Annotated in this window: 12 protein-coding genes; 2 read left to right on the top strand and 10 right to left on the bottom strand. The window is 64.1% G+C overall.

The window, feature by feature from the left end:
* Positions 1-129 precede the first annotated feature (129 nt).
* Both AC0L3C_RS14015 and AC0L3C_RS14010 read left to right on the top strand, forming a co-directional pair.
* Positions 130-912 carry an ATP-binding cassette domain-containing protein gene (locus AC0L3C_RS14015; protein ID WP_473260517.1) on the top strand — a complete coding sequence of 261 codons (783 nt, stop codon included), beginning with the start codon at positions 130-132 and terminating at the stop codon, positions 910-912.
* Positions 909-2468 (top strand): glycine betaine ABC transporter substrate-binding protein, encoded by a 1560-nt coding sequence (locus AC0L3C_RS14010; RefSeq protein ID WP_473408250.1) that lies wholly within the window; start codon positions 909-911, stop codon positions 2466-2468. Before AC0L3C_RS14015 ends, AC0L3C_RS14010 begins: the two co-directional genes overlap by 4 nt.
* A gap of 56 nt (positions 2469-2524) precedes the next feature.
* Here the strand turns inward: AC0L3C_RS14010 and AC0L3C_RS14005 are convergent, their stop codons facing one another.
* From AC0L3C_RS14005 to AC0L3C_RS13960, 10 genes are all read right to left on the bottom strand, one after another.
* Positions 2525-4237, bottom strand: coding sequence for a sulfatase-like hydrolase/transferase (locus AC0L3C_RS14005; RefSeq protein ID WP_473408249.1), 1713 nt, complete (start codon positions 4235-4237; stop codon positions 2525-2527).
* Positions 4238-4470: 233 nt separating this feature from the next.
* A complete protein-coding gene (locus AC0L3C_RS14000) occupies positions 4471-4761 on the bottom strand; it encodes a DUF1330 domain-containing protein (protein ID WP_018454346.1) in 291 nt (96 codons plus the stop codon).
* A gap of 62 nt (positions 4762-4823) precedes the next feature.
* Positions 4824-5675 carry an SDR family oxidoreductase gene (locus AC0L3C_RS13995; RefSeq protein WP_473408248.1) on the bottom strand — a complete coding sequence of 284 codons (852 nt, stop codon included), beginning with the start codon at positions 5673-5675 and terminating at the stop codon, positions 4824-4826.
* Positions 5676-6150: 475 nt separating this feature from the next.
* Positions 6151-7170: a ketol-acid reductoisomerase gene (ilvC, locus tag AC0L3C_RS13990; protein WP_007600992.1), complete on the bottom strand. Its 1020-nt coding sequence runs from the start codon at positions 7168-7170 to the stop codon at positions 6151-6153.
* A 147-nt stretch (positions 7171-7317) separates the two neighbouring features.
* Complete coding sequence (locus AC0L3C_RS13985) at positions 7318-7920, bottom strand: LysE family translocator (protein WP_473260531.1); 603 nt, start codon at positions 7918-7920, stop codon at positions 7318-7320.
* A gap of 2 nt (positions 7921-7922) precedes the next feature.
* Positions 7923-8819: an EamA family transporter gene (locus tag AC0L3C_RS13980; RefSeq protein WP_473408247.1), complete on the bottom strand. Its 897-nt coding sequence runs from the start codon at positions 8817-8819 to the stop codon at positions 7923-7925.
* A 69-nt stretch (positions 8820-8888) separates the two neighbouring features.
* A complete protein-coding gene (locus AC0L3C_RS13975; protein ID WP_473408246.1) occupies positions 8889-9578 on the bottom strand; it encodes a class I SAM-dependent methyltransferase in 690 nt (229 codons plus the stop codon).
* Between the two features lie 3 nt (positions 9579-9581).
* Entirely contained in the window at positions 9582-10124 is a 543-nt protein-coding gene (ilvN, locus tag AC0L3C_RS13970; RefSeq protein WP_007613340.1) for an acetolactate synthase small subunit, read from the bottom strand.
* Between the two features lie 23 nt (positions 10125-10147).
* Positions 10148-11131, bottom strand: coding sequence for a threonine dehydratase (locus AC0L3C_RS13965; protein ID WP_473260538.1), 984 nt, complete (start codon positions 11129-11131; stop codon positions 10148-10150).
* A gap of 4 nt (positions 11132-11135) precedes the next feature.
* Positions 11136-12911, bottom strand: coding sequence for an acetolactate synthase 3 large subunit (locus tag AC0L3C_RS13960; protein ID WP_027570800.1), 1776 nt, complete (start codon positions 12909-12911; stop codon positions 11136-11138).
* Between the last annotated feature and the right edge of the window lie 16 nt (positions 12912-12927).

The raw sequence follows: 12927 nt of genomic DNA, 5'->3' as shown, positions 1-12927 counted from the left end.
ATTTGGTCCGATGCCTTAGCCGCTCGCGCGGCCAAGTTCAATCAAGGCGCCAAGCGTGCTACGCATGGGCCTTGTCATCCCCTCCCTCCCTCAATCCTTGGGGCGGGTCAGCGCAGTGAGCCCCGCCCGATGCCGTCCAGGCCAATGATCGGCTATGCCCACGTCACCAAGAGCTTCGGCGCGCTCAAGGCCGTGGACGATGTGTCACTGGACATCGCCGAAGGCGAATTTGTTGCCGTTGTCGGCGGCTCGGGTTCGGGCAAGACGACGCTGCTGCGGCTCGCCAACCGTCTGATCGAGGCGGATGGCGGCACGATCACCGTCGAGGGCGACGACGTGCAATCGGTCGATCCGGTCGCGCTGCGGCGCCGCATCGGCTATGTCTTCCAGAGCGGTGGACTGTTCCCGCATCTGAGCGTCGCCGACAATATCGGGATCACGCCAAGACTGCTCGGCGTTCCGGCGGCGGATATCGCAACGCGGGTCGATGAGTTGCTCGAGCTCGTGCAGCTCGACCGGGCCGCGCATCGCGAGCGATTGCCGGATGCGCTCTCGGGCGGCCAGCGCCAGCGTGTCGGCGTGGCACGCGCGCTTGCGGCACGGCCGCGCATCGTGCTGATGGACGAGCCATTCGGCGCGCTGGATCCCCTCACCCGCGATGCGCTCGGCGACGATTTTCGCGAGCTGCACCGCAAGTTCGGCTTGACCACCGTGATGATCACCCACGACATGACGGAGGCGATCCTGCTCGCCGACCGCATCGCGGTGATGCGCAGCGGGAAGCTGCTGGCGCAGGGCACGCCAGTGGAGCTCTCGAAAAGCGGCGACGCCTACGTGCTGGAGCTGCTACGGACGCCGCGACGCCAGGTCGAGCGATTGAACGCGCTGCTGCCACAGAGCGGGGCGGCATGAGCCTTTTCGCCGATCCGCGCTGGGGCGAGGCGCTGGCGCATTTGCCCGACTATCTCGGCAACCACGTCCGGGTGAGTCTCGCCGCACTTGCGCTCGGCCTGATCGTCAGCCTGCCGCTGGCGATCCTGACCCGCAACCGCCCCACCCCGCGCGCCGTCCTGCTCGCGCTCGCCAGCATCGTGCAGACGGTGCCCGGGCTGGCGCTGCTCGCGCTGTTCTACCCGCTCCTGCTGCTCGCGGCCTCCGTGACGCTTGCCTGGTTCGGCGTCTCCTTCTCCGCTTTCGGTTTCCTGCCAGCGATGCTGGCGCTGGCGCTCTATTCGATGTTGCCGGTGCTGCGCAACGGCATCACCGGCCTCAACGGCATCGATCCCGCGCTGATCGAAGCCGCTCAGGGAGTAGGCATGACCGCACGGCAGTCGCTGGTGATGGTCGAACTGCCGCTGGCCCTCCCGGTGATGATGGCTGGCATCCGTACGGCCGCAGTGTGGGTGATCGGCACCGCGACGCTGTCGACCCCGATCGGGCAGACCAGCCTCGGCAATTACATCTTTGCCGGGCTGCAGACCCAGAACTGGGTGTTCGTGCTGTTCGGCTGCTTTGCCTCGGCCCTGCTGGCGCTCGCCGTCGATCAACTGCTCGGCCTGATCGAGAGCGGCCTGCGCGGGCGCAGCCGCGTGCGTACGGCGCTTGGCGCTGCCGGGATCGCGGCACTGGTCGCCGCAACATTGGTGCCGACGATGGGCCGCTCATCACAGAGCTATGTCGTCGGCGCCAAGACCTTTGCCGAGCAGTATGTGCTGTCGGCGCTGATGCGGGATGGGCTGCAGGCGGCCGGTCTTTCCGCCGTCGCACGATCCGGTCTCGGCTCGAGCGTGATCTTCGAGGCATTGAGGGCCGGCGATATCGATCTCTATGTCGATTATTCCGGCACGCTCTGGGCCAATCAGCTTCACCGCACGGACATCAAGCCGCGCGCGGAGCTGTTGGCTGAGCTGCAGACGACACTTGCGAAAGAGAACATCACCCTGCTCGGCGAGCTCGGTTTCGAGAATGCCTATGCGCTGGTGATCCCGAAGAAGCGAGCGGAGGCGCTTGGCATCCGCACCATCGCCGATCTCGCCGCGCATGCTTCGACCCTGTCGATCGCCGGCGACTATGAGTTCTTCTCGCGACCCGAATGGGCGGCGCTGCAAAAGGCCTATGGGCTCTCGTTCCGCGCCCAGCGCCAGATGCAGCCGGACTTCATGTATGCGGCCGTCGCCAGCGGCGAGGTCGATGTCATCGCGGGCTACACCAGCGACGGGCTGATCGCAAAATACGATCTCGTTGCGCTCGACGATCCCAGGCACGCGATCCCGCCCTACGATGCAATCCTGCTGCTGGCTCCGAAGCGCGCCGGCGACGAGCGGCTGCAGGCCGCGCTGAAGCCGCTGCTCGGCAAGATCGACATCGCGACCATGCGCGAAGCCAATTTACGCGCCGCCGGCAATGACGCGAATTCGTCGCCGGATGCGGTGGCGAAATGGTTGTGGGAGAAGGTGGGTGGGCGGTAGCCGCGCCATTCATTCGATGTCGTCCTGGCGAAGGATGGGACGACGTTGGAGAGACGCTACAGCCCCCTGATCATCCCCGCATCGATCAGCAGCCGATTCAGCCGGCTCGCTTCCGCACCGTCCTTGCAGCCGTAGAAGATGCCCTTGCAGCGGAGCATGATCTCCTTCTGCTCGGCGAAGGACGGATCGAGCGGGATGCCGGCGGCTTCCTGGATGACCAGCGGCAGATACGGACCATCGACTGTATCCATCACGGCCTCGCTCTTCACCGGCTCGAAATTGACGGCGTCGATCGCGTAATAGGTCGCGTAGAGGCGCGGATCGTAGGCGTCAAGCTTTTTGCCGATTGCACCCTCGTCGAGCCCGGGCTCGAGGATAGAAGGCGCGAATTCCGGCTGGTGATCGCCGTAGCGCACGATCAGGAAGGGTTCGCCGGGAAATTTCTTCTTCAGGCCCACGAGGAAAGCCTTGTACTGCTCGGCGCTCATCGCCTGCCGGCGCAGATATTCGTCAATGGACGGCACATTGCCCGGTGCGCGCCAGTTCGGCAGCAGATCCGGGCGGAAGCGCGTCTCCCACGGAAAATGATTGGCGCCGAGGTAAATGAAGGTAAACAGCGGCTTGTTCGGCGTTCGCTCACCCATCAACCGGAGCGCCTTGTCGTAGAAGAAGCTATCGGGCTCGACATCCTTGGCGCCGAGATCCCTGGAGTCGAGGAAGCGCTCGATGCCGGTCGTCATCTGAAAGCTGCGCGCGGCCATGAAGCCGCCATAGGCGGGGTAGAGCGACATCGTGTCGTAGCCGCAGCGGCGCAGCGCCAGCGGCAGGCCGCGCTCGACCCGGCCTGTTGCGATGCGCGTCACGAAATAGGCGAAGCGGCCGAACGAGCGCGACGACAACCCCGCGAGCACATTGTATTCGGTGAACCAGCTCGGCCCGCCATTGCTCTCGGCCAGGAACGCGCGCTCCTTGCCGTCCCAGGATTTGAAGTGGTTGCCGTAGCCGGCCGGCACCTTGATGCCCTGCGCGGTGCGGATGTCGAAGCTCGATTCATCATGGACCATGATGATGTTCGGCCGCCGGCCAGCGGGATGGCAGGCATCGACCAGCGGCATGTTGAGCCGTTCGTTGGTCGAAGCGGCCGACTCCATGAAGCCGTATTGCGCGAAGTCGGAGACCGCGCTGACGCCGGAGCGGAAGAACTTCGAGAGATAGCCGTCATCGTAATAGCCGCGCCAAGCCTCGTCAGGATGATAGAGCGAATAGCCGACCAGCGCGGCGAGGCAGGCGAGCTTGCAGGCGAGCGCCGGCAGCCTGCGGATGCGGAATGGGTCGAGCCACCACAGCGCATACATCAGCGGCAGCGTGACGAGGCCGGCCCCGATCACCGGCCAGCGCAAATTCGGAAAGATCGTGAACAGGAACGCGACCGTGTCGCGGTCGATCATCATCAGGTCGATGAAGTTGACCGTCATCTGCACGACGTCGTGCTTCAGCCGCGACAGCAGCACCAGCACCACGACCATGGTCAGCGACAGCGCACCCGAGAGCGCCGGCCGCCGCAGCAGCGTGATCCAGAAGAAGTTGAGGATGCCCCAGGCCAGCACGAAGGAGAGCCGTGCGCCGAAATCCGTCTCGGTCTCGTACATCAGGACGAGCGCTGCGAGATGCGGCGCCGCAACCGCGAGCAGCCGCCAGATGCCGAGCGCGGCGACGCTTGCCAGTACGGCGGTTGTGGCAGAAGGACCTGGATTGGGCGCGGACGCCATAGACGACACGCAACTGCTGGTCCGGCATGGTGATGCCGAGCCGGCTGACCGGGCCTGCGGCGTTCGGCGCAGCCGGAAGGCCTGCGCCGTGTCATAAAACTGTAATTGAACGGTCACGGACAAGCAACGCGTGTCGCGATCCGACCTTCGCTTAATGTTAGCGGAAGCCGATCGGTCTCCGCGCCCAATTCGTCATGCCAAGGCAATCCCGCAGTGCAGAACCGACTTGCCGTCTAGTCGAGGCCCTCGACGCTGACCAGGCGGGCAGAACTGCATGCGTCCCGGACCGCTTTGAGTCCCTGGTAGGTCGCGCCTGTGTAGAACGCCTCCCAGGCTGCGACGGACGGGAATTCCAGCAGAACGATCCTGCGGGGCTGCCAGTCTCCCTCGTACACCTTGTGGGCGCCCCCTCGCGCCAGATATCTGGCTCCAGCGGCCTCCAGGGCGGGCTTCACGCCCAACATGAAGCTTTGGTACTGCTGCAAATCCCTGATCTCGACGTCGAAAATCACATAAGCCGGCATCTCAAGACGCTCCCACAATCGGAAATCGATCACCTGTCAGGCAATGGTCTCACCTCGGAGGCTCAGCCCTGTGGCAGCAGCGCGAGACGCTTGGCGATGATGCGGTCGACCACACGCTTGGGCAGCGTGGCCGTCATCAAATGCCGCATCGGGTCCGGCGTGATCTGGTAGCGAACCTTGGGCCTCTCGGCGGTGAGCGCCTCGAAAACGACCTCGGCGATCCGCTCGGCCGGCAGCCCGGTCTCGCCAAGCTTCATCATGAACGCCCTGACCTTGTTCAGCGCCGGCAGATAAGGCGAGTTCTGGTAGACCGAGAGATCGATCTGCTCGGCCTTGCTCCAGATCGGCGTCTTCACCGCGCCGGGGGCGACGATGATGACGTCGATGCCAAACAGCATCAACTCGCGGCGCAAGCTCTCCGACAGGCCTTCGATGGCGTGCTTGGAGGTGCTGTAAGGCGCCGACAAGGGATTGCCGTTCTTGCCCGCGACCGAGCTGATCATCACGATCCGGCCCTTCGGCCCCTTCAGCGACGGATCGGCGCCGAGTAGCGGCCCAAAGGCCTGCGTCGCGATGACCGGGCCAATGACATTGATCTCCATCTGCCGGCGGAAGTCGTCGACCGACAATTCGAGCACGGGACCGGCGACCGCGACGCCGGCGTTGTTGACGAGACCGGCCAGCGTCTCGCCGCCCAGCGCCTCGCGGACTTTTCGCGCAGCAGCGAGGACCGCCGCCTCGTCGGTGACATCGAACAGCAGCGGCGCGAAGTTCGTACCGAACTCGCCCGTGAGCCGATCCGCATCGGCCTGCTTGCGGACACTACCGAAAACACGATAGCCGCGCCCGACCAGAAACTTCGCAATGGCCCAGCCGATGCCGGTGGACGCGCCGGTGACGACGACGGATCGCATGATCTTTCCCCCCAAGAGCTCCCGCGATCATGCAGGGGAAAGGTGCCGGGACGCAATGCCGTCCACCGGTCAAGGAGACGCCCCAGATGTCAGGTCTTAAGGTGAAGCGAGGCGCGAACGTCGCGGCGTGAGATCGATTGCACCATGAAGATATGGATGAAGAGCCGAATCCTTGACTCTGAAGACGCTCGGCTTTTGAGGATCGGGAGCTTCCAGGAAACTCCGAAAAACAACGCGAGACCAAGAATGTGGTTTAAGCGTCAGTTCTTCGTGCTCGGGGAGCACTTTAGCTCGCGAAGAATTTGAATGAAGCAGCAATGCTTCGCGCGAGACGAAAAGAGCGAGACCGCTGGTTGCGATCTCGCTCGAATATAGTCGCGAAGATTTAAGAATTGGTTTGGCGAGCGAAGCTTGTGTTTTCGCTCGCGTGTCCAGATGCGGCGTAACCGATACGCCGCATCCGAACGACCGCGGCTTAGTTCTTGCTCTTGTCGACCAGCGCGCCCTTCTTGATCCAGGGCATCATGTCGCGCAGCTTGGCGCCGACTTCCTCGATCGGGTGCTCGGCGAGCTTGGCGCGGGTCGCCTTGAACGAGGTCTGGTTGACCTTGTTCTCGAGCATCCAGTCGCGGGCGAACTTGCCGGACTGGATGTCGTTCAGAACCCGCTTCATCTCCTTCTTGGTCTCGTCGGTGACGATGCGCGGACCGGTGACGTACTCGCCGTACTCCGCGGTGTTGGAGATCGAGTAGTTCATGTTGGCGATGCCGCCTTCATAGATCAGATCGACGATCAGCTTCACCTCGTGCAGGCACTCGAAATAGGCCATCTCCGGGGCGTAGCCGGCTTCGACCAGGGTCTCATAGCCGCCCTTGATCAGCTCGACCAGGCCGCCGCAGAGCACAACCTGCTCGCCGAACAGGTCGGTCTCGCACTCTTCCTTGAAGGTGGTCTCGATGATGCCGGCACGGCCGCCGCCGACGGCGGAGGCGTAGGACAGACCGAGGTCGTGGGCGTTACCCGAGACGTCCTTGGCGATCGCGATCAGGCAGGGCACGCCGCCGCCGCGCTGATACTCCGAGCGCACGGTGTGGCCGGGGCCCTTCGGCGCGATCATGAGAACGTCGAGATCGGCGCGCGGGTCGAGCAGGTTGAAGTGGACGTTGAGACCGTGCGCGAAGACGAGCGCTGCGCCCTTCTTCATGTTGTCGTGCAGGTGCTCGCGGTAGATGTCGCCCTGGAGCTCGTCCGGGGTCAGCATCATGACGAGGTCGGCCCATTTGGCGGCCTCGGCGACTTCCATCACCTTGAAGCCGGCAGCTTCCGCTTTCTTGGCCGAGGCCGAACCCTTGCGGAGCGCGATCGCCACGTCCTTGACGCCGGAATCCTTCAGGTTCAGCGCATGGGCGTGGCCCTGGCTGCCATAGCCGACGATGACGACCTTCTTGCCCTTGATCAGGTTCAGGTCGGCGTCGCGATCGTAATAAACACGCATGGTCGTTTCCTCGTTCAGGGGCCGGAATCGGCCGTTGGTCAGGTCTTGTCAGTCAGGTCTCGGACGGTGAAATTTGCGGATTTCGGGGGCTGTCTAGAGCATTTTCGGCCCCCTGGGAAACCCGTTTCTGCATGGAAAGCCGGGGCATCATGCATCCATGATCACGGGATAGAGGGACGCCAGCAGCAGGATGGCCATCAGGATGTTGAAGGCGCGGACCAGCCGCTCGGAGGTCAGCACCGGCCGCAGTGCAGTGCCGAACAGGACCCAGACCACGGTCGAGACCGCGCCGACGAGTAGGCTGACCAGGGTCTGGATCGCGATATTGATGGGGAATTGGGCAATCGCCGCGTAGGCGGTGATTGTGCCGATCACGATCACCCAGCCTTTGGCGTTGATCCACTGGAACATCGCCGCGCCCCAGAAGGTCATCGGGCCGCGGCCGGTCTCGCCCTCCGGCGTGGTCGGGCCGGACAAAGCAATCACGGCGGAAAGATAGATCAGATAGGCCGCGCCGGCATATTTCAGAATGGTCTGCAGGATCGGATAGGCCAGAAACACTGTGCCGAGCCCGAGGCCGACAGCTGAAATCATGAAGGCGAAGCCGATGACGACGCCGGCGATGTGGGGAATCGTGCGACGGAAGCCATAAGTCAGCCCGGAGGACAGCAACATGATGTTGTTCGGCCCAGGCGTGAAATACATCACGGCCATGAAGGCGAGGAAGGCATACAGCAGCGACTGGGACATGCTCACCTCACACGGCCTTCGGCTGTGGTTCTCTGGGATACCGCCTCGGGGCGCTTCGCCAGCACCATCACCGCGATACCGCCGATCACGGTGAGCATGCCGGCGAGGCGCAGCGGACCGAACCGCTCGCCGAACACGATGCTGGACGCAGCCGAGCCGACGAACGGCACCAGCAGCGCGAATGGCACCACTTGCGCGGTGGGATAGTCACGCAGCAGCCGGCCCCATAGCCAATAGGCGATGCTGGTGGAGATGCCGCCGATCAACAGCATGCAAATGAAGCCGGTGAGCGAAATGTGGATCAGCGACTGCCAGGTTGGCATCGGTCCGTTGACGACCAGCGTGAGCGCGAACAGCGGCACCGCGGTGGCAAGGCACAACCAGGCGAACAGATCGAACATCGGCACGCCGCGGGCGCCTCTCAGCAGGATATTGCCGAGCGCAAAGCTGACCGGCGCGATCATCAGCACGGCGAAAGCACCGACGCTGAAATCATACCCGACCGTGCCGCAGATCATCAAAAGGCCGATTGCTGCGATGACGATGCCCAGCGTTTGCACTGGCGTCGGCCGCTCGCCGAATGCGATCGCGGCAAAGCCGATCGTGAACAGCGCCTGGCTCTGCACGACGACGCTGGTCAGGCCCACCGGCACGCCATGGGCGATGCCATAGGCCTGGCTCAGAAACTGACCGAGAAAGAGCGTAAAGCTGATCGCGAACAGGAGCGACCAGGCGACTTTGGGCTTGCGAATGAACAGGCACGGGACCGCGGCAATGGTGAAGCGCATCGCCGTCATCAGCTCCGGCGAAAACTCGTCGAGCGCGATCCGGCTCGCCACGAAGGCAAGCCCCCAGATGACCGCCACCAGGATGGCGATGAGGATGTCGGCCGGCTTCATTGTCGTTCCCGGTTCTGCCCTGTCGTGCAGCCCTGTTTGTTGTTCTGGTCGAGCCGTGCTCGCCGGCCGTTACGTGGAAGAATTGGGTTTCCGCAGCAGATAAGTGCCGTGCATCGGGGCGTGGTAATCGGCCGAGACCATCGTGAAGCCGACGTCGGTCAGCATCCGCTCCATGACCCAGCCGAAAGTGGAATACTCGTCGCGCATATGGGTGACGACGCTTTCACGCGGCACATCGTGGTTCTTGATCTCAAAGTCGGCCCATTGATCGACGTCGCGCTCGACGGCGTCGGGCATCGAGGCGTAGACGATGTCGCGCAAATAGAACGTGGCACCGGGCTTGAGCGCGCGATAGATCCGCGACATGGCCACCGCCTTCCAGAAATCCGGCAGATGGTGCAGCGTGAACTCGCTGACGATCAGGTCATAGGATTCCGGCCGGTAGGCGAAGCTGAGCAGGCCGGCGGACTGCGTGCGCACGGGCGCCTTGCGGTCCCGCGCATAGATCTCGGCGAGCGCCAGCATTGCGGGCGAGATGTCGATGGCGTCGACCTCGGCGCCCATCAGGGCGGCCTCGGTCGCGAGCACGCCGTTGCCGCAACCGATGTCGGCGATGCGCCAGCCGCGCTGGACGCCGAGCATTTTCAGCGCGGTGCGCGCCCGCAGATCGGCATCGTCGTGACTGTCGTAGATCGAGGCCACTGCAGGCCCGATCCCCATCCGGTTCCGCTCGTTGTAATACCAGTCGCGCGCCAACATGGTTCACATTCCTTCAGGCCCGCGACCAATCGCGGCAACACCGGTGCGCGACACTTCGACGAGGCCAAGCGGACGCATCAGGTCGATAAACTGATTGATCTTGTCTGTATTGCCTGTGATCTCGAACACAAAGCTCTCGGTGGTGGCGTCGATCACGCGGGCGCGGAACGCGTCCGCCAGCCGCAGCGCCTCGACGCGATGCTCGCCCTGCCCGCGCACCTTGACCATCGCAAGCTCGCGCTCGATCGAGCGTTTCGTCAGCGTCATGTCGACGACGCGATAGACAGGTATCATGCGGTCGAGCTGATGCTTGATCTGCTCGATCACCATCGGCGTACCCGTGGTGACGATGGTGATGCGCGAGAGATGCTTCTGGCTCTCGGTCTCCGAGACCGTAAGGCTCTCGATGTTGTAGCCGCGCCCTGAGAACAGGCCGATGACGCGCGCGAGCACGCCGGGCTCGTTCTGCACGAGCACCGAAAGCGTGTGCGTCTCGTTCGGGTCGTGGCGCTCCTCGATGAAATAGGCGGATGCGGGCTGGTTCATTGTCGTCCCCTTCATTCTCGTCGTTACGCCGTCGCCCGACGAGCGACCGGCGCATCCGTCCCGACCCAACCGCGGAACAGATCGAAATCGATATTGCCGCCGGACAGCACGAGACCGACGCGCTTGCCCGACAGACCTGCCTTTTCCTGAAGCGCCGCGGCGAGCGCGGCGGCGCCGGCGCCTTCGGCGAGATTGTGCGTGTCGGTCCAGAGCGCATGGATCGCGAGCGCGATCTCATCGTCCGTCACCTGGACGATACGCGATGCGCCCTTGAGGATGATCGCGAGCGCTTCCGGATCGGGAATCCGCGTCGCCATGCCGTCCGCGAGCGTGTTGCTGGTCTCGGTGATCACGACGTGGCTCGCCGCGAACGACAGCGCATAGGACGGCGCCTCGGTCGACTGCACCCCGACGATCTCGGTCTTCAGGCCGAGCAGATCGCGCGCCATGATGCAGCCGCAGATCCCCGAGCCCTGCCCGATCGGCACATAGAGAATGTCGAGATCCGGCGCGGCCCGGAGCAATTCGAGCGCATAGGTCGCCACGCCCAGCACCAGGTCCGTATGGAAAGACGGCACCATGTGCAGCCCGGCGAACTGCGCGTGGCGCCCGGCTTCCTCGCGTGCGGCCTGAAAGTCCTCGCCGTGCTCAACGAGTTCGGCGCCAAACGCCTTCATCGCGCGGTTCTTCTCGACCGAATTGCCGCGCGGCACATAGATCACGGCAGGCACGCCATGGCGGCTCGCCGCAAAGGCGAGGCTCTGGCCATGATTGCCGCGCGTCGCCGAGATGATGCCCGGAATGTTCGGCCGTTCGCGCTTCAACCGATCGAGATAGACTAACCCGCCGCGCACCTTGAAGGCGCCCGTCGGCGTATGATTCTCGTGCTTGACCACGATCTGCGTGCCCAGCCGCTCGGCGAGCAGCGGCCAGGCGTGCGCCGGCGTTGCCGGCACCGCCTGCCCCACGATCGCATGTGCGCGTTCGAGCTCGTTCAGGTCGAACATCACATCACACCAGCGCCTTGCCGCCGGCGAACGCCTTTGCGGTGGCTTCGTCGTTCGCCTGCTCCGGCAACAGCATCTCGTTGTGCGCCTTGCCGGAGGGGATCATCGGGAAGCAGTTTTCCAGCGACGCGACGCGGCAGTCGAACAGCACCGGGCGCTTGACCGAGATCATCTCCTGGATGGCGCCGTCGAGATCGCCGGGCTTGTGCACCTGGATGCCGACGCCGCCATAGGCTTCCGCGAGCTTGACGAAGTCCGGCATCGCTTCCGAGTAGGAGTGCGACAGGCGATTGCCATGGAGCAGCTGCTGCCACTGCCGCACCATGCCCATGTACTGGTTGTTCAGGATGAAGATCTTGATCGGCAGCTCGTACTGTACCGCCGTCGACATCTCCTGCATCGTCATCTGCACCGAGGCATCGCCCGCGATGTCGATGACGAGGCTGTCGGGATGGGCAACCTGCACGCCGACCGCGGCCGGCAAGCCGTAGCCCATGGTGCCGAGACCACCCGAGGTCATCCAGCGATGCGGCTCCTCGAAGCCGTAGAACTGCGCGGCCCACATCTGATGCTGGCCGACCTCGGTGGTGATGTAGGTGTCCTTGCCGCGCGTCGCCTCGAACAGGCTCTGGATCGCGTGCTGCGGCAGGATGACGTCGTTGCTCTTCCTGTAATAGAGCGAGTTGCGGGCGCGCCACTGCGCGATCTGCTGCCACCACGCCTTGATGTCGGGCTTCTTCGCCTCCGCCTTGAACACCTGGAGAATGTCGCCGAGGATGTTGCCGCAGTCGCCGATGATCGGCACGTCGACGCGGATGTTCTTGTTGATCGAAGACGGGTCGATGTCGATGTGGATCTTCTTCGAACCCGGCGAGAACGCGTCGACGCGGCCGGTGATGCGGTCGTCGAAGCGCGCGCCGACGCACAACATGACGTCGCAATCATGCATTGTCATGTTGGCTTCGTAGGTGCCGTGCATGCCGAGCATGCCGAGCCAGCTCTTGCCCGACGCAGGATATGCGCCGAGGCCCATCAGCGTGGAGGTGATCGGAAAGCCGGTGACCTCGACCAGCTCGCGCAGCAGCCTGGTTGCCTCGGGACCGGAATTGATGACGCCGCCGCCGCTGTAGATCACGGGGCGCTTGGCGCCTGCGAGCAGCGCCACGGCCTTGCGGATCTGAGTCGCATCGCCCTTCACGCGCGGCGCGTAGGAGCGATGCACGTCGGATTTGCGCGGCGGATGATAGGTGCCGGTCGCGAACTGCACGTCCTTCGGCACGTCGACGAGCACAGGGCCCGGCCGACCCGTGGTCGCAACGTAAAATGCCTCGTGCAGCACCTTTGCGAGATCGTTGACGTCGCGCACCAGCCAGTTGTGCTTGGTGCAGGGGCGCGTGATGCCGACGGTGTCGCATTCCTGGAACGCGTCGTTGCCGATCAGATGCGTCGGCACCTGGCCGGAGATGCAGACCAACGGGATCGAGTCCATCAGCGCGTCGGTGAGCGGCGTCACCATGTTGGTGGCGCCGGGGCCGGAGGTCACCAGTGCAACGCCCGGCCTGCCGGTCGAACGCGCATAGCCCTCGGCCGCGTGGCCCGCGCCCTGCTCGTGGCGGACCAGGATGTGCTGGACCTCGCTCTGCTGGAAGATCTCGTCGTAGATCGGGAGCACCGCGCCGCCGGGGTAGCCGAAAATGTCGGTCACGCCATGATCGATGAGCGCGCGGACGATCATCGCGGCGCCGGTCATCTGGTTCGGATCGTGGCTCTTGTCGCTCATGGCTTGCTCCGGATGC

The sequence above is a fragment of the Bradyrhizobium sp. WSM4872 genome (assembly GCF_055811715.1).
The sequence above is the reverse complement of the archived record's forward strand: the minus strand, read 5'-3'. Positions and strand labels throughout refer to the sequence as shown.